General features: G+C 42.3%; 18 protein-coding genes and 4 tRNA genes. 1 reads left to right on the top strand and 21 read right to left on the bottom strand.

Translation table 11 applies throughout. The annotated features are described in order from the left end of the window. Nucleotides 1-205 precede the first annotated feature (205 nt). The 16 genes from FJQ58_RS26605 to FJQ58_RS26540 form a co-directional block, all read right to left on the bottom strand. The gene (locus FJQ58_RS26605; protein ID WP_139998018.1) at nucleotides 206-2,458 is read right to left on the bottom strand and encodes an AraC family transcriptional regulator; all 2,253 of its coding nucleotides are present in this window, start codon (nucleotides 2,456-2,458) and stop codon (nucleotides 206-208) included. Between the two features lie 302 nt (nucleotides 2,459-2,760). Beyond that, complete coding sequence (locus FJQ58_RS26600; RefSeq protein ID WP_139998016.1) at nucleotides 2,761-3,291, bottom strand: hypothetical protein; 531 nt, start codon at nucleotides 3,289-3,291, stop codon at nucleotides 2,761-2,763. Between the two features lie 111 nt (nucleotides 3,292-3,402). After that, entirely contained in the window at nucleotides 3,403-3,798 is a 396-nt protein-coding gene (locus FJQ58_RS26595; RefSeq protein WP_139998014.1) for an RDD family protein, read from the bottom strand. 35 nt (nucleotides 3,799-3,833) lie between these two features. Continuing rightward, on the bottom strand, nucleotides 3,834-4,865 hold the full coding sequence (locus tag FJQ58_RS26590; RefSeq protein ID WP_139998012.1) for a YbjQ family protein: 1,032 nt from the start codon (nucleotides 4,863-4,865) through the stop codon (nucleotides 3,834-3,836). A 545-nt stretch (nucleotides 4,866-5,410) separates the two neighbouring features. Continuing rightward, nucleotides 5,411-5,485, bottom strand: a tRNA-Leu gene (locus FJQ58_RS32440). Between the two features lie 261 nt (nucleotides 5,486-5,746). Beyond that, nucleotides 5,747-8,011 carry a tetratricopeptide repeat protein gene (locus FJQ58_RS26585; RefSeq protein ID WP_139998010.1) on the bottom strand — a complete coding sequence of 755 codons (2,265 nt, stop codon included), beginning with the start codon at nucleotides 8,009-8,011 and terminating at the stop codon, nucleotides 5,747-5,749. Between the two features lie 155 nt (nucleotides 8,012-8,166). Further along, nucleotides 8,167-8,622 carry a hypothetical protein gene (locus FJQ58_RS26580; protein ID WP_139998008.1) on the bottom strand — a complete coding sequence of 152 codons (456 nt, stop codon included), beginning with the start codon at nucleotides 8,620-8,622 and terminating at the stop codon, nucleotides 8,167-8,169. A gap of 106 nt (nucleotides 8,623-8,728) precedes the next feature. Next, nucleotides 8,729-9,805 (bottom strand): ImmA/IrrE family metallo-endopeptidase, encoded by a 1,077-nt coding sequence (locus FJQ58_RS26575; RefSeq protein WP_202915331.1) that lies wholly within the window; start codon nucleotides 9,803-9,805, stop codon nucleotides 8,729-8,731. Between the two features lie 468 nt (nucleotides 9,806-10,273). Next, nucleotides 10,274-10,483 carry an ATP-binding protein gene (locus tag FJQ58_RS33260; protein ID WP_274382350.1) on the bottom strand — a complete coding sequence of 70 codons (210 nt, stop codon included), beginning with the start codon at nucleotides 10,481-10,483 and terminating at the stop codon, nucleotides 10,274-10,276. Between the two features lies 1 nt (nucleotide 10,484). Continuing rightward, complete coding sequence (locus FJQ58_RS33255) at nucleotides 10,485-11,213, bottom strand: ATP-binding protein (protein ID WP_274382343.1); 729 nt, start codon at nucleotides 11,211-11,213, stop codon at nucleotides 10,485-10,487. Nucleotides 11,214-11,236: 23 nt separating this feature from the next. Continuing rightward, nucleotides 11,237-11,314, bottom strand: coding sequence for a topoisomerase DNA-binding C4 zinc finger domain-containing protein (locus FJQ58_RS33440; protein WP_140000115.1), 78 nt, complete (start codon nucleotides 11,312-11,314; stop codon nucleotides 11,237-11,239). Between the two features lie 238 nt (nucleotides 11,315-11,552). Continuing rightward, nucleotides 11,553-11,960 (bottom strand): nuclease-related domain-containing protein, encoded by a 408-nt coding sequence (locus FJQ58_RS26560; RefSeq protein ID WP_139998004.1) that lies wholly within the window; start codon nucleotides 11,958-11,960, stop codon nucleotides 11,553-11,555. A gap of 22 nt (nucleotides 11,961-11,982) precedes the next feature. Then, nucleotides 11,983-12,660: a restriction endonuclease gene (locus FJQ58_RS26555; protein ID WP_139998002.1), complete on the bottom strand. Its 678-nt coding sequence runs from the start codon at nucleotides 12,658-12,660 to the stop codon at nucleotides 11,983-11,985. A gap of 659 nt (nucleotides 12,661-13,319) precedes the next feature. Next, nucleotides 13,320-13,405: transfer RNA gene (locus FJQ58_RS26550), tRNA-Leu, on the bottom strand. Between the two features lie 21 nt (nucleotides 13,406-13,426). Then, a tRNA-Ile gene (locus tag FJQ58_RS26545) sits at nucleotides 13,427-13,503 on the bottom strand. Nucleotides 13,504-13,540: 37 nt separating this feature from the next. Further along, a tRNA-Met gene (locus FJQ58_RS26540) sits at nucleotides 13,541-13,617 on the bottom strand. 526 nt (nucleotides 13,618-14,143) lie between these two features. On the opposite strand from FJQ58_RS26540, the gene FJQ58_RS26535 reads away from it, so the two are divergent. Continuing rightward, nucleotides 14,144-14,656 (top strand): 2'-5' RNA ligase family protein, encoded by a 513-nt coding sequence (locus tag FJQ58_RS26535; protein ID WP_139998000.1) that lies wholly within the window; start codon nucleotides 14,144-14,146, stop codon nucleotides 14,654-14,656. Between the two features lie 77 nt (nucleotides 14,657-14,733). On the opposite strand, the gene FJQ58_RS26530 is transcribed toward FJQ58_RS26535, so the two are convergent. From FJQ58_RS26530 to FJQ58_RS26510, 5 genes are read right to left on the bottom strand one after another with little or no spacing between them, the layout of a single operon-like run. Continuing rightward, nucleotides 14,734-16,257 (bottom strand): ABC transporter substrate-binding protein, encoded by a 1,524-nt coding sequence (locus FJQ58_RS26530; RefSeq protein ID WP_139997998.1) that lies wholly within the window; start codon nucleotides 16,255-16,257, stop codon nucleotides 14,734-14,736. Next, nucleotides 16,250-17,152, bottom strand: coding sequence for an ABC transporter ATP-binding protein (locus FJQ58_RS26525; RefSeq protein ID WP_140000113.1), 903 nt, complete (start codon nucleotides 17,150-17,152; stop codon nucleotides 16,250-16,252). The genes FJQ58_RS26530 and FJQ58_RS26525 overlap by 8 nt, the downstream gene beginning before the upstream one ends. A gap of 8 nt (nucleotides 17,153-17,160) precedes the next feature. Then, nucleotides 17,161-20,082 (bottom strand): ABC transporter permease, encoded by a 2,922-nt coding sequence (locus FJQ58_RS26520; RefSeq protein ID WP_139997996.1) that lies wholly within the window; start codon nucleotides 20,080-20,082, stop codon nucleotides 17,161-17,163. 3 nt (nucleotides 20,083-20,085) lie between these two features. Then, the gene (locus FJQ58_RS26515; RefSeq protein WP_238404353.1) at nucleotides 20,086-21,159 is read right to left on the bottom strand and encodes an efflux RND transporter periplasmic adaptor subunit; all 1,074 of its coding nucleotides are present in this window, start codon (nucleotides 21,157-21,159) and stop codon (nucleotides 20,086-20,088) included. After that, the gene (locus FJQ58_RS26510) at nucleotides 21,125-21,856 is read right to left on the bottom strand and encodes an ABC transporter ATP-binding protein (RefSeq protein ID WP_139997994.1); all 732 of its coding nucleotides are present in this window, start codon (nucleotides 21,854-21,856) and stop codon (nucleotides 21,125-21,127) included. Before FJQ58_RS26510 ends, FJQ58_RS26515 begins: the two co-directional genes overlap by 35 nt. Between the last annotated feature and the right edge of the window lie 34 nt (nucleotides 21,857-21,890).

Genomic DNA, 21,890 nt, shown 5'->3' with positions numbered 1-21,890 from the left:
TTCTTCGAATCGAGTAGTATTCAAATCTGGCTGCTTCACTTTTCTGGTTAGCGCTTACATTCCTGTTGCTGCAGCCTCGACTGGAATGACCAAAGTATGGCATGACTCGCGAACAAGGCGCAATAAACTAGTTTCTAATGGATAAACCCTAAGAGGAATACCCATTATATGGAACTACCGATCGGATTCGTATGCTAAACTTTTTTCATAAATGCCCGGTATGACGGGCTTTACCAGGCTTTAGCTTCAATTTTCTGTAGTCGCCAGGCGTGACGCCCACCACCCGTTTAAACACACGGCCAAACGTAATCGAATTGGCATAGCCAACCTGAAGAGCAATGCTTTGCACGGAATCCTCCGTTTCCGCAAGCAACCCCTCCGCATGCTCCATTCGCAACTGGACAATAAAATCCACAAATTTCATATTAAATTCCTCTTTGAACAAATAGCTCGCATATTTGCCTGAAATATGAAAGCGGTCACTTAGATGCTTGAGTGACAAATCCGGGTCCACAAAGTTTTCTTCGATGTATGCTTTCATTTCATTGATCATTGCTTTATGATTTTTCGTTTCGCAATAAGCAACGTAAAGGCGATAAATCTCGGTTAAATGCTCCAAGAAGAGCGAACGGAGCTGTTCAAGCGTAGCCGTCTCCTCCATGGTTTGCTTCCACTGCTCAGCCTTCTCTCCTGCAAAATGCTCTCGTAAATCTTCGGATACGTTGCCAAGCTCACTGCCGAGCATATCCATCATGGTCAGCAGCAGCATCCGAATGTCTTCGTCCTTCAGGCAATCCGCTTCCAAAGCTTCGAAGATCTGTTCGAAATGGATGCGCCACTCCCCTGTAGACAAACGGAATTCTCGAACCAGATCAGCTGCAAGCTGCAAATGCTTATACGACTTGCGAGCTTTCTGACCGGGCAAATTCTCGCTCATGATGACTGCATCCTTGCCGAGTGACATTTTATGATGCATGGCTTCCACTGCCGGCTTATAAGAAGCCGTAATTTTCTCCAAGCCTTGAATAAGAGGGCCTATGCCAAAGGTTAACGACATACGGAGGTTTTCGGTGACCCATAGGCTTCCTTTTTCCGCAAATTGACGAATATGCTCCTTCGCTTCCCGTTCCCCGCCGCTGATGCCAACAATGATGCCCATTCTGCTCTCGCCAATCCATTCCGCCCACGCCTGCATTTCCTCGTCTCTCGCAAGCTCCTGCAGCACATTGCTTAACGCAAATTTCAGCGTATTCTGGTCACGAACGGAAAAGCCGCTGCGGAATTGGCCATAATGCCCGATTTCAACTACGATAAAAGCAAACTGAAGCACATCTCTATCTTCAGGCAGCAGCTTGAGCTTGTTCAGCCGCTCGTTTATCTGCGATACGTTTTCCCCTTGAATCAGCTCAAAGAACAGCTGTTTTCTTCCAATCAGCAAATTTTCATTTTGCTCCTTCTCATAATCCTCCGTCTGCTGAATCAAATTCTCAAGCGTCCGGTCAATGAGGGACAGCTCATCCATCTTGATGCTAAAGCCGTCATTTTGCAGCTGGATGGATTCGATTCGGTTCATCATGACTCGGATTGGCTTATAGTTTTTCCGAGTAATATAAATAATATAGAAAATAGCAAAAACAACGGTCAGAAGACCAATAATCACCCAAACGTAGGAAATAACCGATACCCATAAGAAAAGCTGACCGGCCACGATCCCACTCTCAAAAGTCCAGCCCATTAAGTCCAGCGTGACCTGGTTAAGCACCTTTCCGCTGTTATCCTGATTCGGTACGGTCGAAAACAGCAGCTTGCCATCCTTGTCCTTGATATGAAGAAACGTCACGCTATCGCTTTTCATCGATTGAATCAATCGCTCAACCGCATACATGTTTACATTAATGACAACAAGCCCTTCGGTCCCAAAGGGAAGCGGTTCTCTTTTGTACATGGTGATCACCCGTTTGTCACTTTCCATGCTAAGCTCATGATAATTCCGAATCGAAGACCAGCCTTGATAGGAAGCATTTTGGAGCGCCTGATCCAGAAACGACCGATCTGCAAAATCCTCGTAAGCCACGAGTCCGATTCGAGTAAGCACCTGCTTGTCCTCAATTCGATACACATACATAGAGTCTAATAAGCTGTCATTGGCAATTAAGGAGCGCATGCTATCTACTACGTTAAAGATGGCCTCTCGATTTTCTTGTGTGCGCTCAACATTAAGAAACTCGCGGTAATGAGCATTTTTCTCTACTTCCTCAAGCACGCTGCTTTCAATCACTCTTAGCGACCTCGTCAGCGTGTCTGTAATATAACCCGTTGATATACGGTCAGCTTTAACCGTTTCCTTATGAGAGATTTCATTGACCATAATAAATGACAAAAAGATTAAAATCGTCACCGTAAACAAAAATATCGGAAAATAGGAAAGCAGCATGCGGCGGTACCAGTTCTTTTTCATTTCGCTCACTCCTCATTCTTCAAAAAAGCATCATCATAACATAATCTTGTTCTATATTTATAAGATATAAACGCGTTAAAAACGTAGTTAAGCGCTTTCTCTAATCATTCTATGAGATAAGCTCTGTCTAATCAATGCGAAATATAAAAAGAAAACGAATAGAAGCTAACAGACCTTAGTAAACAAATGTGGCATAAAAAAACAGCGATAGCAAGGACACTCTTACGAGCGCCTTGCTGCCGCTATTGTTGCAAACCTTTCTTGTATGCATCTAACCTACTCGACTACGCAGCTGCCTTTGATTATTGCTTATCAAACCAATTGTAGAAGGATTGATTAATATATTGTCCGGCAAGCAGATAGGGCAGCGTCTCTTCCTCTACAAACGTTTCTCTTCCACGTATGCTAAAATACAGCCATAGCGCCAGCCCTTCTGAAAATGCCCCCGCGTGATATTCGGCATCATTCAGCAGCTTCGAGATCGCACCCATGCAATCCTCAAAGGCCGCCTCTCCCTCTGGATGCTCGGCGTTTAGCTTTACCGTTAAATAGGAATAAATATAAGGAAACTCCTTGCTACCTGCCAGTACCTTGCTATATAAGGCTGTCGCCATAGAAGCAGTCATGATGCCCAGCTTCCACTGCTCTGCTTTTTCTAAAATGGACGCATCATCCTTAAAGCGATTCAGCAGATCATTATACAGCGTATCCTTTAAGGAGAATAGTTCCGCATATAACCGGCGCGCGCTTTGTCTCAGTAACGACTCCTTGTTCTCCTGCTGATTCATTCCTTCACCCGCTTCCCTAAAGACAATTTTCATCTGTTCCTTCATTATAGTTTACTTCATCCAAAATAGAGAATGCAAAACCATAACGCTTGATTACATTTTTATCCATGAAAAAAGCCTACTGTAAGGATATACAGCAGGCCTGCTTGTAAAAAATTACTCGCTATACACAACTTCGGTTCCAGCTATTAAATCGTGAATTGCCCGTTTATCCTCGCGCAAACCGACCATAAACGCGCTTACGATAGCCGCAATCCCAAATGTCACCGCATAGATGAGACTGCAAAGCAAATGACGCAGCAGCATCGTACCAATCCCGGGCGGCGTACCGTCGAGTTTTTGAATTTTAATGCCGCAAATTCGTTTCCCAATCGTGAAACCCTTCCAGAAAACAGGAATCAGCAAAGAGTACAAAAAAGATAGCGATTCTGTCATATAATTCAGGCCTTCCATCGAACCCGAAATGAGCAACGAAATAATCGCCAAAGGAATACCTACAATAATTCCATCTAATAAACCCGCTCCAAACCTAATCCAAAAACCTGCATTCATCAATCGTTCCTCCGGTTCTGTTTCTTTTCAAAAGTCTAGTTAACTTTATTTATAAAAATATGTTCGAGTACGAAAAGCTTTTCTTTAAGCAATGCGATTGATTGATCATAATCGATCTCTTCTAATTTTAATCCTCTTGCGTCTTTGGTGCATGATTTACAATACCTTTGATTAATTTTATTCACTTTCCCACATCTGCAAGTCCATTTCTCCCTATCAATACTGATAGCGTTAATTGGAAATGCTTCTATGAAAAATTTCATTAAGTCAGATAATTTTTGAATATCCTCTTTATAATAATTTTTCTTATTTCCTGTGATGAGAGCGAATAAGTATTTTTTCATCGTTTCATTTTCCGTTAAACATTTACTATTTATATAGTCATAATCAACCAATTTTGTCGCTTTTATTAGACTAACCAATTTGATCTGTTCTTCTATATCATCTAATTTTCCGTACAGAAAAGCCTTTGCTTTTGTTTCCTCAACAGCATTAAAATATTTATAAGTGTTCTCATTCCCATTCAGATAAGAATAGGTATCAGACACGTAAAATCTATAAACTTCTTCCATTACCTCATAAACTCCACTTTGAATTAAAAAAGACCAATTAGGCTCAATTTGATAGATATCATTTTTAATAGAAAAGATTTTTTTTAATTTATTATATTCAAAATCGAACCTTTCGAAAGATATTTCATCTGTAGGGTGTTCAACACCATTGATTTCAGTTGAACTAACCACCGCAGTTCCTGTAGCCGTGATCATAAACATTTGTTTTCCTTTTCCTGTAATCTCATCATTATCTATACTTACACCAAGAATTGCATTTGCGCCAACTTTCTTAGCTTCATCTGATAATATTTCAATAACTTCATCATAAATACTTTTGAGCTGTCTTTGATAAGTGCTGGATCTACCGCCAAAAACATCACTGAAGCCGGCGAATAAGTCTGAAAAATAGTCAGTTCCCGTTACCACTCTTGCTGACACTATGCCTTTGTATTGCTTAATATCTATCCCTTGAACAACATTAGTCGTTGTAATCAGAACATTGTTTTTACTCATACGTCCTCCAATAATATTATACTTAGTTAACGTTTTCTAAATGCCCGTCTTTCCGCATAAGGAACACACATTTTACATACTTTAATTGGCTGCCCTTTCTCATCTACATAGTTCCTTGCTTCTCGAGCTTTCTTTCCACATAAAGCACATCTAGAGCCAAATAACCATGACAACATTTATGAATTCCCTCTTTCAGTAGTTTAATAAGATTACCTCTTGGTCACGTAGCACTACCTATTAGCTCCAACCTTTTCCAACAATTATACGATAGAATAGGTAATATGTCCCATGTAAAATTATATACACATCATTTCATGCAACTAGGTGCTGACCTAAGTAGGTTGTCTTAACTATATGTTGAGCTACAATCGCTATATTCTTTAAACAACGAAAAAACCTCCTTCGATTGCATCTGATTCTAGTCAGATCCTACAAAGGAGGTTCTTCAGCTTTTACATGAATCTTATGTACACATTACTATGTATGAAATTCATATAAATATAACGCTTATGTACTTCGTGAAAGCTCAAGGCTTTCTTGTATGCCAAGGACGGGAATCGAATCCGCACGGTGGTCACCCACCGCAGGATTTTAAGTCCTGTGCTTCTGCCAGTTCCGCCAAACCCGTATGATTACTGACTTTTCACTATCCGTACTTTGTTAGCTTAACAGGATTTTATACTTCGAGTTTGTTACGAATCCTTTGCTTTTGAGTTCATTATACCAAAAAAACATCAGTGAACACAAATTCACCCATTACATTTTTATGGCTCTAGAATGGCTTCTTTGATGTAGTTATATTTCTCCTGTTACAAACGTCGACGTGACTTATAGCACTTCATAATCCAATGTCATTGGAATCAATCGAGTATAAAAATTAATTACTTTCTCCTTAAAGCTTTTTCACGCAATGAAAGCAGCTGTTTGTTATATTTATCAAACTCAAAACCCTTTTCACAACAATTAAGCGCTCCTTGTATTTCACCAATATGAAAGAGGTTACTCCCTTTTTGGTGGTACACTTTTACATTGTGTATTTTTTCAGCCTTTGAAGTAGGGTTAAGAATGATTGCATTAGTAAAACTTTCGTCTGCTAACAAACGAAATTTCATATGTGAATCATAATTTTGTCTTTCATAAAATTCTCTCGCAGTTTGATTTTGGCAATAACCTAACCCCATCCAAGCTCTGTGATCGTTTTTATCACAATCTACTGCTTCACTATACTTCTCCATTGCCTTTGGAAAATTAGGGAACCCCTTTTCAAGATCTCCCCATAATCTCCATAACAAAGCATTTTTAGAATCATGTGAAGTAGCCCTATCATACCACTTTGCAGATTCCCCAAAAAAACCTTCCGATTTTTCTACTAAAGCACGAATCTGGCATACAAATGATGACTTTGGACTCAACGTCATAGCTGAGTTTAATGCCTCAACCACCTGATTATAATCACCAGTGTGGTTATATTCGTTTAAAGCTGAATTTGCGATCGCTGCTGCAAGTTTATCAAAATCATTAGAGAAGTTAAAACTCTTTAATAACGGATTATTTTCAACAGTTAATGAATCGATGCTCGACATCTCTTTCTGATACAATTCAAATCTTTGAAGAATTTCAGTGACCAAAATTTTTCGTTCTGACATTTGATATGATACATAATTATTAATTATCGGAAGTAATGAAAACAATGAACTTTCTTTACTGTATTTCTCTTGGACTAAAGAGAACCGTTTTAATCTTTCAATTGCCTCAGTTATGTGATAATCGGTCAAGTTGCATACAAAACTAAGCTCCTTTATTGTTACCTCTTTGTCGAATAGTACCATACACATTAATAATTTTTGTGATTCCTGCCCAATTTGATTGTATGTTGAACCAAAACAAAAATCAAAAACTTTAACTAGTTCTGTATTTTCAACTTCCGATAATACTTGCTCTACTGGCCTACCTAAGTAGATTTGGTGAAGTAAGCAGTCCAAAATTAATGGATGCCCATATGAAACTTCAGCTATTTTCTTTAAAACTTCATAATCGGCTCCTATTAATGGCTCAATATTATTCTTAAGTATTTTTGAATTTATTAGTTCAATTGCCTCTTCATCTTCAAGACCTTTTAATGGCAGAGCCTTTCCTTCTAATAGTTTATACCGTCGATCTCGGCTAGTTAATAATATTTTATTATGACTTGGTATTCTATCAAAGAATGAATAAATACTTACATCAGAAATAGTTTCTAAATTGTCAAATACCATTAGACACTTTGTTATTTCTAACGATTCTTGCACAATCTGTCTTTTATCGACAATTGAAAGTTCATTGTTGTAATTGATCTGAAAAAAATCTAGTATATTATCTAAAAGCATTTCAAGATTCTCGAAATCAGGCTCCATATCTTCGATCTCAAAATTATAAGAAAGTTTGTTGGATTTTGCTGATATCCATATAACTTGCTGAAACTCACTTACTCCCTGTTCAATTTCATCTACAACATTCTTCGCTACCTCATAAGCCAAACTCGACTTCCCAATACCACCAATACCATCAATTAATAATATCCAAGTGTTAGGATGGTAAAGTAACTCAGTATCAATAAATTCTATATCTGTTTTTCTACCAACAAACTCACTATACAGTGGAGTGGGTAAATTATGTACTTTTGTTAACTGTGTCTGATTAATTGCTCTATGGAACTCTTCCATGAGCTCTGCCACTTTCGAATGTGTATTTATTTGCTCAGTAATACCACGTAGAGCAGCTGTACAAGAAACGATGTCGAATAGTTGAATTTCAGTTGGATGTGACAATGCATCTCTAAGATCAACTAATTTGTATAAATGAGTTACACTACTAGCATTTACAAGATCATCAAATACCTCTTTGTTTGAATCGAGTATATTTATTAAGTGACCAAAAGACATGTATTGATAGGTTTCTTTAACTTCCCCAATTCTAAATGGATCATTAATATGATTTTTTTTCCAATAACTACATTTCTTCAATATATGTTTAGGAACCTTAGTATCCCACCAATCGTTACCAAATCTTTCATTTAATCTATTCACAAATAAATTTCTTAATTGAATCTCTAATTTATCCAAAACAATTCGAACTGCAACTTTTGTTGAAAATGCAGCATATGCCATCGTAAGCCTCCTAACGTAATATACTATTAAATTTAGAATAGTGTATAAAAAAGTTTATATTCCCTAATTAAACTCAGTAATTTTCCGTTAATATTATTTATGTACTGTCTTATTTATTTCCAAGTTGAAAAGTTCTTACTTTACAATATTAACAACTATTTATACAACTTCATTCGCATTGACTCGAAATACATTTCGTTCAAAAATTTTACCAAAGGTCTATTTAATTCTAAATGATCCCTGACCACTTGTTCCTTTTCGGAATCAATTAAAATATTTTCAAAATATAACCATCCGAATAATTGAGGAGTGGTCTGAACTTTGCTATTATCCATAAATTTATTGGCTAATTTTCTTGCACCTTGATCGTCTGTTAAAAATGCTTGATTGGTTCGTTTAGCAAATACAATTGAAGACAGCTCTCCCTTTGATAAATTTTTACTATTTTGAAGAACCTCTACATCCTGTAAGTCTGCTATGCTAATATGATGATCCTTAAAGTTTCCTTTATTTCTTTCTTGAATCAATCTAGATTTTAATATTTCTTCCTCCTCTGATATGTTCTTTCTTGGCTTGTAAAGGCACTCATAGATTACAAATCGAGTGCACATTAACGAGCATCCAGATTTCAGTACTGCATTATAGAAAATATTGGATGAAAGAATATTCCAAATAGAACACGTATCAATAACATTATACAAATGAAAATACCTTACGTTAACCACCATAATCAATATTCACCCCATAAATACTCATAATATCTCTTAGTTCTTCTTCATTTAATAACAGCATTTCAGCCATTCGAGAAGCAGTGATGATATTTTTTCTATATGCTTCCATACAAAGACTGACATAATGCGTTGATAAACCTTTTTCTAATAATAATCGTTTGCGTTCTTCCCCTTTAGGAGATAAGCCCCGCAATTCAGGATCGTCCTTCAATTCTTTGGGAATCTTAACTGATCTAATTATTTTCACCATTTCTCTATCAATTAACTTGTCAGACATTAATGAAATGGCAAGAGTTTCAGTATTTACATTAAGCTTTAGGGACCAATGTAAAACTTTTTCTTTATCCCAACGACTTACATTCGGTATAGCTCTAATAAATGAACGAGGAAGTAAATAATGCGAAGCAAAAGTGTTTGCTCGAATTTCACTCAAGTCACTTTTTTCCCATTTAACAAATGAAACAATAACATCGTCTTCATTATCCAACATACTGTGTGCAGCCTCATGAGCGGCAGTGAATCGTTGTCTGAACATATCTTCAGAATAATTAATGAGTATGCATTTACCTGCAACAGGATGTTTTATATATAAACCAGAGATACTAGAATTCTCTAGTTTTCGCCGATAGACACGAATACCTATAGATCTAAAATCTTTAAAAATATTCAGTGGTATTTCTTTATCTTTATAATTTAAATGTTCACGAAGTTTTACAGATGCCGAAATTCCATGGTTTTTATAGTTATTACCTACTTTACTGATAAGGAAGGAAGTATATTCTTCACCTAATTTTTCAGTTAAAAAAGCTTCATTCTCCGCTAAAAAAAGAACCTCTTGAATTGCCCAACGATCTGCTTTGGATAGTTCTGTTCCATATTTTCTAAATAAAAAATCGGTTTGTTCGAACGATGTTACTTTCTTGTTTGAAATAAAAAAACGGAAGTCACACTTGTAATAATCAGCTAAAATAAGAACCTCATCCCCAGAGGGTTCCACCAAATTATCCTCAAAAGCAATCAGACGTTTCTCTTCTATACCTGTATGCTTGGATAATTCAATCACACTTACTTGAAATTGATCTCTGTATCGACGGAGTTTCTCTGGTAATGTTGCAAGTTCAATAGTAATCTTTATTACCTCCTTGATTTCAACATGAAAGCACTATTCTTTCTACACCGTTCAACTAAGCTATGACACTTAAGCCATATACCCAAACTTATCTTCATCCTATCAACTTTAATGCTCTCCTTCAAATTCATAACGTGCTTCTTGCGATCGTTTTAGCTATGGAGTAAAACTTCCATATAGCGCTTAATGTATAATGCTTCTTATTTACTCCTGTATATGAACTTGATACACATATTCATCGAAGAGTTTATTTTGATATTTTAAGCCCATCTTCTTCCTGATATCTTAGCGATAAGATCATGTTTTTTGCAAGCGAAATATGCTTAAATTTGCTGCAAAAAATGCCGAGACCGCTTGCCGGTTAAATTGTCACTGCGGTATATGTTCCATCGCTTGCTTGAGTCAGAAGCTATCGCTCGTGAATGAAAGTATGTGTGCATGATGTACAAGGCGATCGACCAAAGCAGACGTCAGCTTCGTATCCCCGAAAATCGAGGTCCACTGCCCGAACTCTAGATTAAATGTGACGATCACGCTCTGCTGTTCGTAGCAGTCGGCAATCACATTAAACAACAATTCTGAGCCTGTTTGGTTAAACGGGACATAGCCCACTTCATCCAAAAATAATAATATCCACCTTCTTCAGATTCTCCCGAAAGCGGCTGAGCATGCCCGCCGCAAACTTCTCTTGCAGTAACCATACTAAATCGGTAGCTCGAAAGAATTGAACGGCATATCCTCTCCTGCAAGCCTCTACGCCAAGCGCAGTGGCCATATGCGTCTTGCCTGTTCCAACCGCCCCCATTAATAGTAGGTTTTCACGCTGCGTCAACCATCTCATGTCGAGCAACGTCTCAAACGTACAACCTCCGGGAAATGAGATGTGCTTGCGTAAGTAACCTTCAAAGGTTTTCAAGTGAGGGAAGCCAGCCTGTTGCACGAGTTTCCCTAGCCAGGCTACCTGTCGCTCAATTTCCTTCTGATAGTCGGGCATAATGAGATGGCTATGGTTATGTTTATCTTTTGAAGAAGTTGCATCAAGCTCCCACACGACAAGATATGAACCATTCGCTCGGTGCAAGAGGAATCTTCCAATATTTTCGCGAAAAATACTCTTGTCATTCTTATCATTCGTAAAATGCTGCATGAACCGTGAACGAAGTTGATTCACTCCAGTATGTGTTCCAATTCGAACAATGCAATCACCACCGTGGCCTAGCCCTTCTTTTTCAAATAGATGATAGATGACGTTTTCCGGGGTTATCTTTTTATCGAAAGTGAAGTTGTACCTGGGAGATTGCCAAGCAAAATGATGAAGCTCGCTGCATATGGTGTCCATCATATAACCCCTCACAATCAAAATGTTTATGCATTGCTGGTAAATCTACATCTTGGATAGTTATTGCATCCAACAAAAGCACCATTTTTCCCATTTTGTTTCATCGGTTTATTCCCGCACTTTGGGCAAAAAACCTGGTTGTCATTTCTCTGTTTTCTATCATATTCCCTTTAATGACCTTCACATGCTGCTTTCTCTCTTGTCTGTTGTTAATCGTGCTTGTTGATAATACATCGTGTATATACTTCACCTGGCTGTCACTCAGCACGGGAATATTATATTTCCTTATAGTAGAAACGAGTTTGGTTGTGTAAATTATCTCCGCACTCATCGGATCCAGCTTTAGTTCAGCTCGCGTACTGAAGGCAATAATAGAATTGTAGTGTCTTCCAGCACAGCTTCTATCGCTTTCATATGCCCATAATTTTGACGTATTGGATTGTACAGCTTCTCTTTACGCTTATAAATCACCCGTGTCCAATATTCCGCTTTCTCATTGCCTACGATCCAACCTGTATAATTTTTAGTCTCAATGACGAACAGACCGTATTTCGAAATCACAATATGATCAACTTGCGATGTTCTTCCGTCTGCCTTCTTAAGCACGATATCCTTTAGAAGGATATACTCTTTCGGATTAAGCTTTTTCAGCTTTGCTCGGACAGACGCTTCTCCAATAAAACCTTTAAAGGTAGGTGATTTTGACAGTATAAATAGGTTTAGCAGTATTCCAGCAAGTAAATATATCATTAGATACCTCTGTCTTTGTTGTTCATGTTTTCGTGTGCCTCATCTTGCCTTGATCTGCCTTGCGCCATCTGCTCAGCTTGTCTTGGAGTGAGACTCCGTTAATCAGCTTTATATTCAAACGTTCAGCTGCCTCTTTAGCCGATCTTGTAAAATTGCTTGTCGTCACAATCCATGCATCATAACAGCCATGCACCTGTTTACCAGCCTTTAGCCTTAGAACGATATCATTACCAACATCCTTTTTCCAACGCTTGCACTGGACAGCAATTTTGTAGCCTTCCTTGCCTCGAATAATAAGGTCAACCTCATGATCTCCCGCGCCACCAACACGTTCTACTTGATACCCTTGATCTATGTAATACAACTCCATTAGCCGCTCAAAATCTGTTCCAGATAGTGAATCTACGTTAGCTTGTATAATTTGATGATCAGCTAGCTTTTTGTTTAAAGTAGCAACCTTACGCTTGGCTACAACTTTCTTCACCGCTGTTTTCTTCTTTGATTTAGCCTTGGAACGTCGCTTGTTTATCCATAATAATCCAATTATCTCTGCAATAAGCACTGCTCCAATAATAAATCCAAAATAAAATCCCCAGTGTAATCCTGGAACCTTGAAATAAAAGATTAAGCCCCCAAGTATGAAGATTCCTCTTGAAAAATATGCTATTTGTTTCCCCTCTGAAGAATAGGTTCTAGCCATGTTGCCCCCTCAAAACGATAATATGTTTATATGATAAGTGACACAAATAATTCCAAAGCATACACATTCGACCTCTTACGACTATTTTCCTGCTTTTAGGTAAAAATAGTAGGTATATAGGCGGATCAATAATCGTTATAGTTCTATTTTATTGGTCTAGATCACCTTCATGCCCAATATTATGGGTATTGACGTTTTAAGTCTCCAAGATGATAGACTATTAATTCACGCCTACAAGGAATGATTGCGAGTAGACTCCCAAATGGATAGCTAGAGTTATCTATGTAGGAAAGGTATGCCTCGTCCCAACGCATTAACTGGTGATATCACAGAGCTCAATCTTCGTGTTGGCAACTATATAGCCTTTTTTCGATGTGTAATGAATCTATCCTTTTTTCAGAATAATTGTCAGTAATTCCAAGGTGTTTTACTCCCATTGCCCTTAGTTTCAATTCAATTTTTATAGCTGACACTACCTTTTTCACTTTGTTCAATTACTTAAACAACGAAAAAACCTCCTTCGATTGCATCTGATTCTAGTCAGATACTACAAAGGAGGTTTATCGTCTTCTTTTTGAATCCTGTGTACTAGATTAAGACACACAGGATTCAGCTAAACAAAACTTATGTACTTCGTGAAAGCTCAAGGCTTTCTGGTATGCCGAGGACGGGAATCGAACCCGTACGGTGGTCACCCACCGCAGGATTTTAAGTCCTGTGCGTCTGCCAGTTCCGCCACCCCGGCATGTTGTGAAGGTTTTGCTTATGGTGGGCCCTGAGGGACTCGAACCCCCGACCAATCGGTTATGAGCCGACCGCTCTAACCAACTGAGCTAAGGGCCCTCGAAAAACGTCTATTTCAACGTATTCATCGAAAGGTTGGTTGCGGGGGCAGGATTTGAACCTGCGGCCTTCGGGTTATGAGCCCGACGAGCTACCGGGCTGCTCCACCCCGCGATGTATATCCATTTGAGCAAAGCTTCTTGAAATGGCGACATAAAATAATATACTATATGGAGGTGTTTTAAGTCAAGCAAAATATGCTAATTTATTTTTTCTTTATTTTTCACGGAATATACCTCACGCCAAAACGACCTTTCCGAGACCGAAAAACCTCGATTTCACGCGGACATTCGTACCCGTATACCCACCAATCATTTTCCATTCTTCTAACGAGACATCCCGCTTGAAACTTCGACTCATATAGGCGAACCCAGTATATCCATCTCATCCTATTCCCTCCGCTGTCTGATAAGATAAGCAGCCGCTAAGCCGCATTAACAAAGGTTGTAGCCATTAGAATACCCCAAAATACGGATAATACAAGCGAAGCAATGGAATCCTTATTATAAGAAGAGCATGCCAGCAAAAGAAACACAGTGGTCCTCATCCCGCTCCCTATTTCATATCACGCTTATGAACTCTTATTATTCATGCAAATCGGGTATACTCAAAATAGGCCAATACGAAGGAGCTGAGCACCATGTTATATGGAATCGTCGCTTTCCCGGAAAAACATGTTCAGGACATCGCTAATAGCTGGCGAAGACGGCATGATCCGCATTATGCCTCCATTCCCGCTCACATGACTTTAAGAGAGGCGGAGGAATGGTCCGAGGAGCAGCTGCAGCATACGGTCGCCCATCTGGAGCAGGTGACTTCAGCAATGCCGCCATTCACGATATCCCTCAACCGTGTCTCCACTTTCTATCCTGTAAGTCATGTGCTCTATCTCGCGCTGCAAGATACAGCTGCCATGGAGAAGCTTCAATCGGCGATTTGCAGCGGTCCTTTAACCGTCGCATCCCCAAAGTACGTTTACACTCCCCACGTCACCATTGGGCAAGAGCTGTCGGCTGATGAGCTGCATGATTTATATGGGAACCTCCGAATGCAATCGATCGACCTGCTTACGAAAATTGACCGCATCCATTTGCTTTATCAGACCGATAACGGCTCCTGGACCGCCTATCAGTCGTTTCTGTTAAGAGGATGAGGAAAAACTTCATCGATATAAATAAAAGCCCGTAAACGACATTTCTGTCGTTTACGGGCATTCTGCGTTACTGGCGGTTATCTAGGAACTGGCATAATTTCAATGCCGCCTCCGCCGTCAGTCACGCCTCCGCCGGTCGGATTGTTTTTAATTCTCTCAAGCACCGCGTTTCCTTTGGTTTCCCACTCGGCAAGTGCCTCGCGTGCCGTCTTGGTTCCTTTAACTACTTCTTGGAATAGCTCATAGCCTGGTTGCTGCGCTTCCCAGATGCCTGGGTTTTCACGGTAAATTTTCTCGCTATCCGTGCTGGATGGCGGCAATGGCTTCAAAGAAGTAAAGGCTTCGAGATTGTATTGCATACCGCCAATTGGCGTCAAGAACTCTTTGCGTGCAACCATTTCATAAAGACTTCTTGATTTAAGCTTTGCCCATTCCTTGCTGTTTGAATATTTAATGAAATCCCAAGCGTCTTTATCGTTTTGCGCTTTGCTGTTAATTCCCATGAGCTGGCTAAGCGAAATGCTTCCTCCAACGTCAGGATCGGTCGGGCTGACCGGAACCGTTACGACATCCCAGTCTACCATTTCAAAATCTTTAATTTTGGACGCGTTATCCGATGCTTTTTTCAATTCGTTAATGTAACCATAGTCGCCAATTGTCATGGCTACTTTACCCTTGATAAACAAATCACCGTAAAACGGATCATTGCCGCCGCCCTCAGCGCTTTGCTTTTCATACAATTTGTTCATGAATTCCTGCGTCGGCGTGATTGCATCCTTTTCCAGCGAGGCTACAGTACTCCAAACCTCTTCCCATTGATCGCTGTTAACGAGCATTTTTTCGCCTTTGTCATCAAACATTTTCAACTGTAGCGCTTGGCTGTATACTTGTGAGTTATTAAAGCCATCCGAAGCCCAGCGGTTGAAGGAGAATCCGAAATTACGGTCCTCTCCTTCGCCTTTAGCAACCTGGCGAGCTACATTGAGCACTTCCGACCATTGCATTTTGTCCGTCGGAGGCGTCACGCCAGCGTCTGAGAACAATTTTTTGTTATAAAAGAGTGCGGAAGAACTGAACGTTGGCGTCAGGGCATACAAAGTGCCGTCGCCTGCGGATTTGATACCCTCAATAACCGTCGGTACATAATCGCTCAAGTCGAACTTATCTTGCGCTACAAGCGGATCAAGCGGTTGAAGCAGGTTATCCTGCGTGAACCGGCGAAGCATGTTGTAGTCCAAAACGACAACGTCTACCGGGTTTTGACCGTTAAGCATTTCTTTCATTTTCTCGTACGGATCAGCCTGCGGTACCGGCTTCGTTGAATCCGTTTGTTCAAAACGCTGCTCGTCGTAATTAATAGCACCCACGATTTCAAATTCAATATTCGGATGAGACATTTCGTACATATCTGTATACTGTTGGCGGAAGTAAGGCTCGTTGTCCGATCCGCCGTATAGAACGCCAATCCGGAGTACCCGTTTCTCTGCAGATTCATCAGAGCCGCTGCTGCAAGCTGCAAGCAAGCCAACAAGCAGCGCAAGCGTGAGGCTCACTATAGTAAATTTGCGTAAACGCATTCCTGACATTCGTTTGTTATTCATTCGATTTAACCTCCAATGATTTTGGCGGAGTTATAATGATCCGCTCACCGTCAAATTCCATAGTTGCTTTGTCCTTAATGTTTAGAGCTGTTAAATATTCTTTGGGTACTTGTAACCGTCCGACCCGATCAACGACGACATATGCCTCATGCACCGATTGCAGTCCGCTGGCAGCAGCCGGAAGCTCGGCCTCACCTCCATCAGAATTAATGTTCGGATTGCGTTTGATAAACTCTGTGCTCGTCAATCCATCGCGAATGGCAACTACCCGATCGACCTTGCCGGCAAGCGTCAAATCATGCGTAACAATGACAATCGTAATGCCAATCTCGCGGTTAAGCCTTCTGAAAATCCCCATAATTAAATCGGATGTTGCCGTATCAACTGAGCCTGTAGGCTCATCGGCAAGCAAGAGCTTGGGACGGTTGGATAACGATATCGCTATCGCTACCCGTTGCTGCTCGCCCCCGGACAGCTGATGAAGCTTGTTGTGCATGCGCTCCTTCAACCCGACCCATTCCAGCAGCTGCTTCGCGTAAGGGCGATCCACTTTCCCTGAGAGCATCATCGGCATTTCTACGTTCTCGAGTGCCGACAGATAGGGAAGGAGGTTACGGGCATTGTTCTGCCAAATGAAGCCTACCGTTTCTCTCTTGTATTTCACAAGATCCTCTTCGGTAATTTTGAGCAGATCCCAAGGCCCAACATGCACCTGTCCGGCAGAAGGGCGGTCAAGACCGCCCAGCGTATTGAGCAGCGTCGATTTTCCGCTGCCGCTGTTGCCGATGATCGCCATCAGTTCGCCTTCGTTTACTTTTAAGTTCAAGCCTTGCAAGGCGACGACCTCCAGATCGTCGGTCTTGTAGATCTTTACCAGATCCTCGCAATCGATCATCGCTGTTGTCATCGTTCTTCTCCCATCTTGACGGCTTGATGCACTCTAAGTCTGCGGATATGCAGGAAGAGCAGCATTGCGCCAATCAGCATCATAAATCCGACTACGATAAACAATTGATTCGTATCGCTCGCTTCGAAGATAACCCGGAAAGGAGGTACGGTTTCCGCAACGTTTTCTGTGGTTTGCAGAAACGGCAGGAAAAGCAAGCTGACTGCCTTTCCGATCAATACACCCAGTCCTATAGCCAAACCAGCCGTAAATAGCTGCTCCAGCAGCAGCATGCCTGTCAGCTGCCTGCGGGACAATCCCATTGCTCGCAATACCCCGAATTGTACAACACGTCCAGATAGATTGAAGAACCAGAAAAGGACATAACCAGCTAAAGTAATAACTACGGAGACGAGGAAGCCCAAGCTCAAAATGCCAAAAACTCCGCCTCTTGTCGGCAGCTTGGATTGAGAAATCAGCTCGCTCCTAACGTCCTTAACGGCCGCAATCTCGACACCCGCCTTTTGGAGCTCATCAACGATCGGCGCTACCTTCGCATCTGGCTCCATCTTCAGCCATACCTCGTATGGAATTAGCGGAAGCTGATCGTAAATGTAATCCAGATTCGTAATAATGAATGGTGACTTATCGGGATATTGACTAGGCCAATAAGGCAATATGCCTACAACGACAAAGTCGACCTTCCCTTCCGGGAAACCTACCGATACGGGATCTCCCAGCTTCAATTGATATTTCTCGGCAACTTTAGAAGGAATTAACGCTGCGTTCTCGTACTTGCCCAGATTGTTCAAATAATAATTGGGATGAGCGGCGTATAGATCATTGCGGAACCAGCCTACTTTGGCAAAATCCACGTTATCGATTCCCATAATCGTACCTTGACCAATGGACTTCCCTGAGATGACGACGCTGCCTTTCGCTTGCAATACACGCGCTGCAGCTTCTACGCCTTCTAGAGACCGGAATAATTCGAACGGGGGCTCGCTATACAAGATTTTGGTAGGGACGCTTTGGCCTCCGCCTCCGCCTCCACCGCCGGAACCCCCGCCAGAGCCTCCACCGTTGCCACCGCCACCCGAGCCGCCACCCGAACCTCCGCCATTGCCGCCATTTCCTCCTCCACCGTTGCCACTTGGTGTCGTCGTAATTTCAGCTGAGCCTTCCCAGACGGTTTGAATCGTCACATCTGCTCCGTACTTATAAAGCGTCCGTTCTGTCGAGTTCAAATCGATCGTTCTGGCTGCGGATGCATTATATACCCCTAGTCCAAGCGTAAGCACCAACAGAATCATCAGCGGATAGTAACCCTTGGATGATCGGGAAAGCTGCGTTAGCGTTAAATAAAGCGGTACTGGCAAGAACTTGCGTCCGAGCCAAGTGAATACCTTCAACAGCCACGGAAACAAGCGCAGGAAAAATAACCCAAGCGCAAAGATCGATAATGCAGGTACAAAGAACAAAAACGGCTGAACATTTAATTGATCCGTTGTCATTCCCGTTTTGAACGTCAGCATTTGCCGTTCGTTGAACATATACCAGCCATATCCAGCTGCCGCCAGCAGCAAGACATCAAGAAACCAGCGCTGCCATACGGGCTTGCGATCGGATCTTGCCAAATCCTGCTTGTAGCTGACAATCGATGATCTGGCATAAATAATCGCTGGAATGATGGTCGCTAGAAGCGCAATCAACACTGCGGCCCCGCCTGCAATCATGGCTTCTGTAGAGAAACCGACCGGAATTGACTTCCGGTTGACGAAGGAGAGGAATCCGTTGGCAGACCCTATACTCTTGGCCATAAACCAGCCGATAAACGGACCGCTGGCAAGCGCTATGCTTCCAAGCAGCAGCCCCTCTAGCAGATAGATCCATATAATCTGCCGTGTGCCCGCTCCCCTGCTTCGCAGTACAGCAATATCACTGCGCTGTTTATCCAGCGACTGCCTTGCATTCATTGCGATAAAGAAGAAGACCATAGCGAGCATCGGAGCCGCTAGCGTGAACAGCAGCGTTTGGAGCTGCAAGCTCTGCTTCTTAAACTCCGTAAGCGTAGAAGCAAAGGAAATCTCAACCCTTGTATCGGTAAGGCGCTGATACAATTCGATATTCAGTCGCTCCAGCGTTCTTCCAAGCGGAGAAAGCTGGCTCGTTTGAATTTGCGAGAGATCAAAAGCATAGTACCAGCTCGCATTATGAAGCGGAATGTTTTTCTTCGCAAGCAGCACTTTATCGAATGCAGTCTCGCTGATTTGGAACGTATTCAGCAAGCTTTCCATTCCTTGATACCAGTACGAGCTCGTTTCCGTGAGCGGCTTAACCGCTCCGACGATTTTGACCCTTAGCGTAAGGTTTAAACCGCCGTATACCGGGTATTCAAATACATCGCCGATATGTACATCATTTCGATACATAGCCTCCTCGAACATAACCGCTTCGAGCAGATCTCCATCTCCTTCGGAATTGACGAACCAACGGCCCTGTGTTAGTTCCGTATTGGCTTCAAGCCCGGACATGGTCATAATCGTCAATTGCCGATTGCGCCCCGCATCCACCTTTGTGGAATCCTCTGGCACAACCTCCGTACTGCGAATGGAATAGCTATTGACAAAAGTATTGAATGGAAAACCGATTTCCTTCGGTACGCCTTCAGAAATGTAGCGTTCAAGCTCCGATAACGCCGATAAATCCGTTTTCCCGCCAGCGGGTGATTGATACCTCATAAGCAGCGAGCCAGCCGGCAAACCAGCGCTCTTCTGCTGCAGCGATTCAGCAACGACTCGCTTGAGCGCGCCATCCGCGTACATCGGTATACTGGTCGCAAACGCAACCGCCAAGGTCAGACCCGCCAGCGTACTCAAGGTTAGCCAGCGCGTGTTCCACATTTTGCGGAACAAAAAACGAAACAGCGGAATCCCCATCGGCTATCGACCTACGACTTTCTGCCCTGGCTTCAAACCTTGCAGAATCTCTACCTGCGTTGCGGTTTGCTGGCCTACCTCTACGTCCACCTCGCGTTTGCCCTCGGCATCAATAACCTGCACATACGTACGGGAACCAATCGAGCGAAGCGTAGAAGGAGGAATGACTATTGCGTTTTCTGTGCGCTTCGTAATGATATTAATGGATAATGGCGTTCCGCGGTTCAGGTTTTTCGGCAAGTCCTTCAGATCAAGAATAAGAAAATCCTCAGGTCTCTCAGGCTTGGTTTCGCCGCCAACGCCACCGCCGCCTCCACCGTTGTTCGTTTCTTCTGTCTTAACGGGAAGCAGCTTAACTTTCCCTTTAAATGTACCCACGTTGCTGATATTCACAGTGACTTCCATACCAACAGCAACTTTTTCCAGCTCGGTTTTGGAGAGCTTCGCAGCAGCCGTAATTTTGCTTGTGTCTGCAACGATCGCAATTGGCGCATAAGCCTTGATTAGATCGCCTTTTTGTACGTTAAGCGTGACTAGCGTTCCGCCAAACGGTGCGGTCAAGGTTGCTTTTGCGATTTCCTCTTCCATGTCCACAAGCTTTTGCTTGCTCTCTTCGAAAGCAATGGATTTCTCCTCGAATTCGATCGGATCCATCTCATCGCGCGCACGAAGCGTTTCTTTCATGGCAATTTCTTCTTTTTTAAAGTTTAGTTTCGCCATGCGCAGGGTTTTAGACAAGTCATCAACATCTAAGGAACCGATGACCTGGCCCGCCTTAATCGGATCGCCCGCCTTCACATTCAACGTCTTCAAATGCTTGCCGTCCAATGTGAAAAACAGCGTTTCTTCTTCCAGGGAAATAAGCTTCCCAATCACAGGCACCTTCGTTTCGAGATTAGCCGTCGTCACCTCATACTCCGGCTTTTTCGAGATTTGCGGTGGAGCAATTTCTGGCAATACTTCTTCTTCTTGCTCTGCGGGAAGAAGCGAGCAGCCGCTCGCAAACACTAGGGATACACTCATTACAACAACCATTGAACGTTTAAATAAATTTTCCGTCCACCATTTCATAGACACGGTCGGCAACCTCCAAAATCGTAGGATCATGTGTAGTCATACAAATTGTTACTTGTTCAGTGCGAATAATATTTTGGAAAACCGCCATAATCTGAGCAGACATTCCGGTATCAAGCTCTGCCGTTGGCTCATCGGCCAGCAGCAGCATGGGTTTGTGGGCAATCGCCTTGGCGATAGCTACACGCTGCTGCTCGCCTCCGGAGAGCTCAAAGGGACGATGACTCATCCTCCGCTCCAAACCAACAAGCTCCAGGCATTGCGTTACCCTGTCCTTCCATTGCGCCCTAGGAACACCGGCCATGCGAAGCGACAGCTCAACGTTTTCCCGGGCGGACAAAAGCGGCATAAGAGCAAAGGCTTGGAAGATAAAGCCCATGTGCTTGCGCCTGACTAATGTTCTTTTGTCATCGCTCATGGTGTGAAAAGGCAAGCCGTTAAACAAAATTTCTCCCTTGCTGGGAGTATCGAGTCCGCCCAAGCAATTCAGCAGCGTCGTCTTTCCCGAGCCGGATCTGCCCCTCAGCATCACCAATTGGCGCTCTTTGAGCTCCATTCGAATGCCTTTCAATACATGCAGCGAAGAACCTCCAACTTGAAATGTACGCTCTACATCGGTAACGGTTAGTAGATTACGCCTTTCTTCAGCGGGTTCCAGCTGCGCTTCTGTTGTCTGATCTTCTCCCTGCGAAATAGCCATTAGCGCTTCCGATCCCTCCTTAACCAACTTTCAT

Origin of the sequence: Paenibacillus paridis, assembly GCF_006345825.1 — a bacterium.
In the GTDB taxonomy this organism is placed as follows: Bacteria; Bacillota; Bacilli; order Paenibacillales; family Paenibacillaceae; genus Pristimantibacillus; species Pristimantibacillus paridis.
The sequence above is the reverse complement of the archived record's forward strand: the minus strand, read 5'-3'. Positions and strand labels throughout refer to the sequence as shown.

Bases quoted from the DNA above. Each gene is read 5' to 3' on its own strand.
- FJQ58_RS26605 (WP_139998018.1), bottom strand. From the start codon at position 2,458: ATGAAAAAGAACTGGTACCGCCGCATGCTGCTTTCCTATTTTCCGATA.
- FJQ58_RS26600 (WP_139998016.1), bottom strand. From the start codon at position 3,291: ATGAAGGAACAGATGAAAATTGTCTTTAGGGAAGCGGGTGAAGGAATG.
- FJQ58_RS26595 (WP_139998014.1), bottom strand. From the start codon at position 3,798: ATGAATGCAGGTTTTTGGATTAGGTTTGGAGCGGGTTTATTAGATGGA.
- FJQ58_RS26590 (WP_139998012.1), bottom strand. From the start codon at position 4,865: ATGAGTAAAAACAATGTTCTGATTACAACGACTAATGTTGTTCAAGGG.
- FJQ58_RS26585 (WP_139998010.1), bottom strand. From the start codon at position 8,011: ATGGCATATGCTGCATTTTCAACAAAAGTTGCAGTTCGAATTGTTTTG.
- FJQ58_RS26580 (WP_139998008.1), bottom strand. From the start codon at position 8,622: ATGTGCACTCGATTTGTAATCTATGAGTGCCTTTACAAGCCAAGAAAG.
- FJQ58_RS33255 (WP_274382343.1), bottom strand. From the start codon at position 11,213: ATGATGGACACCATATGCAGCGAGCTTCATCATTTTGCTTGGCAATCT.
- FJQ58_RS33440 (WP_140000115.1), bottom strand. From the start codon at position 11,314: ATGAAACAAAATGGGAAAAATGGTGCTTTTGTTGGATGCAATAACTAT.
- FJQ58_RS26560 (WP_139998004.1), bottom strand. From the start codon at position 11,960: ATGATATATTTACTTGCTGGAATACTGCTAAACCTATTTATACTGTCA.
- FJQ58_RS26555 (WP_139998002.1), bottom strand. From the start codon at position 12,660: ATGGCTAGAACCTATTCTTCAGAGGGGAAACAAATAGCATATTTTTCA.
- FJQ58_RS26535 (WP_139998000.1), top strand. From the start codon at position 14,144: ATGTTATATGGAATCGTCGCTTTCCCGGAAAAACATGTTCAGGACATC.
- FJQ58_RS26530 (WP_139997998.1), bottom strand. From the start codon at position 16,257: ATGAATAACAAACGAATGTCAGGAATGCGTTTACGCAAATTTACTATA.
- FJQ58_RS26525 (WP_140000113.1), bottom strand. From the start codon at position 17,152: ATGATCGATTGCGAGGATCTGGTAAAGATCTACAAGACCGACGATCTG.
- FJQ58_RS26520 (WP_139997996.1), bottom strand. From the start codon at position 20,082: ATGGGGATTCCGCTGTTTCGTTTTTTGTTCCGCAAAATGTGGAACACG.
- FJQ58_RS26510 (WP_139997994.1), bottom strand. From the start codon at position 21,856: ATGGCTATTTCGCAGGGAGAAGATCAGACAACAGAAGCGCAGCTGGAA.